The following is a 1,781-nucleotide window of genomic DNA, read 5'->3' as shown; positions in this document are numbered from 1 at the left end:
GGACGGCGACGTCCACACCGGCGCCGGAGGCCCTCTTCGCCTGCGACGGGAGGGGCGGGTGTCACCGACCTCCGTGGTCAGCGCCCCTGGGGAGCGGTGGGCAGCGCGCGCTTGTGTGCGGTGGCGCGGTACCGGTCGACCAGCGTGGTCTCCACGTGCTCGGGCACCGGCAGCCCCTCCAGGAAGTCGTCGATCTGGTCGTAGGTCAGACCGAGCGCCTCCTCGTCCGGCTTCTGCGGCGACAGGGTCTCCAGGTCGGCGGTGGGGACCTTCGACACCAGGTCGTCCGGGGCGCCGAGCTCCGCGGCGACCGCGCGCACCCGGCGCTTGGTCAGACCGGTCAGCGGGACGACGTCCACGCCGCCGTCGCCGTACTTGGTGAAGAACCCCGTGACGGCCTCGGCCGCGTGGTCGGTGCCGATCACCAGGCCGCGCAGGCCGCCGGCGACGGCATACTGGGCGATCATCCTCTGCCTTGCCTTGACGTTGCCCAGGACGAAGTCCTCGGAGGCCTCGGTGTAGGCGAGCCCGGACTCGGCGAGGGAGGCCGCCATGGCGTCGCTGGCGGGCTTGACGTCCACGGTGAGGCAGCGGTCCGGCGCGGTGAGGTCGACGGCGCGCGCGGCGTCCTCCTCGTCCTTCTGCGCGCCGTAGGGGAGGCGCATGGCGACGTACTCGGCGGTGTGCCCGGCCTCCCGAGCACGGTCCACGGCCAGGCGGCACAGAAGACCGGCCGTCAGCGAGTCGACGCCGCCGCTGATGCCCAGGACGAGGGCGGTGGCGCCGGTGGTGGCCAGCAGTTCGGAGAGGAAGGTCACGCGCCGTTCGATCTCGGCGCGCACGTCGAAGTCCTCGGGCACGTCCAGGTCGAGGATGATCTCGCGGCGGGCCCGGCTCAGCTCGATGTCGGTCACAGCTCTCCCCCGTGGGTCTCGTGCGTGTTCCCGCCGATTATCGCGCGCGGGGCGGCGGGCCGCGCAGCCGGGGCCTCGCCGACCGCGGAAGGAACCGGCCCCGGGCCGCCGCGATCGCGGCGGAGGACCGGGGCGGGGAGGGCCTGCGGGAGCCGCGCGGGCTCAGTCGTCCGCGCGCAGCCGCCGGGCGAAGCGCTCGTAGTCGACCACCACGCCGTGCCCGTCCACCGAGAGGCGGTACTCGCCGTGCAGGGGGTCCCGGTAGGTGTAGCGCTCCAGTCCCCCCTCGGCCGCGTGGCGCGTGTAGCGCTGCCGGACCCGGCGCACACGCAGGGAGGGGATGTCGATCCAGACGACCTGGATGTCCCGGTACTCGCCGGGCCGCAGGCCCAGCCTGCGGATCGGGAGGGTGTTGGTCAGCGGTGTGGCGGCGACGTCCACGTCCAGGCAGCCGACCAGGCCGGGGAGGGGGTTCCCCTTGTCGTCGAACCAGTGGCCGCCCTGGGCGGCGAGGGCGACCGCGGCCGTGCCCCGGCTGCTCACGACCTCGGTGCGCACCTCCCGGGTCGCCCAGGCGAGGTCGGTGCGGACGGTGAAGCGGGTGAAGAACCGCTCCTCGCCCTCGACCACGGTCTCCCCCGCCTCCAGGCGGTAGCCGTCGGGCTCGGGGAGGAGTGTGCCCAGACCGAGCCCCTCGGGGACGTCGGTCCGAGCCCATGCGGCTGGATGTTCCGTCGGTGACGACATGTCACCGTTCTACCGCTCTCCGGGTCCGGTGCGCCAGGCAGGGCGGGCCCGCACCGCTCCCGGACGCTGTTGGTCGATTCGGGTTCCTGAGCGCTTCTCCCCGTCGAGCTACTGCTCGAC

The 1,781-nt window shown here is 73.7% G+C and carries 2 protein-coding genes; both read right to left on the bottom strand.

What is annotated here, in order from left to right; translation table 11 throughout:
• Window positions 1-77: 77 nt before the first annotated feature.
• Window positions 78-914 (bottom strand): ammonia-dependent NAD(+) synthetase, encoded by an 837-nt coding sequence (gene nadE, locus ACWGL3_RS32155; protein WP_267947138.1) that lies wholly within the window; start codon window positions 912-914, stop codon window positions 78-80.
• 162 nt (window positions 915-1,076) lie between these two features.
• Window positions 1,077-1,661, bottom strand: coding sequence for a putative glycolipid-binding domain-containing protein (locus ACWGL3_RS32150; protein WP_267947139.1), 585 nt, complete (start codon window positions 1,659-1,661; stop codon window positions 1,077-1,079).
• Window positions 1,662-1,781: the final 120 nt, after the last annotated feature.

The organism is Nocardiopsis sp. NPDC055824, from assembly GCF_053616335.1.
The sequence above is the reverse complement of the archived record's forward strand: the minus strand, read 5'-3'. Positions and strand labels throughout refer to the sequence as shown.

Coding starts and splice junctions, on each gene's coding strand:
- ACWGL3_RS32150 (WP_267947139.1), bottom strand. CDS start 1,661: ATGTCGTCACCGACGGAACATCCAGCCGCATGGGCTCGGACCGACGTC.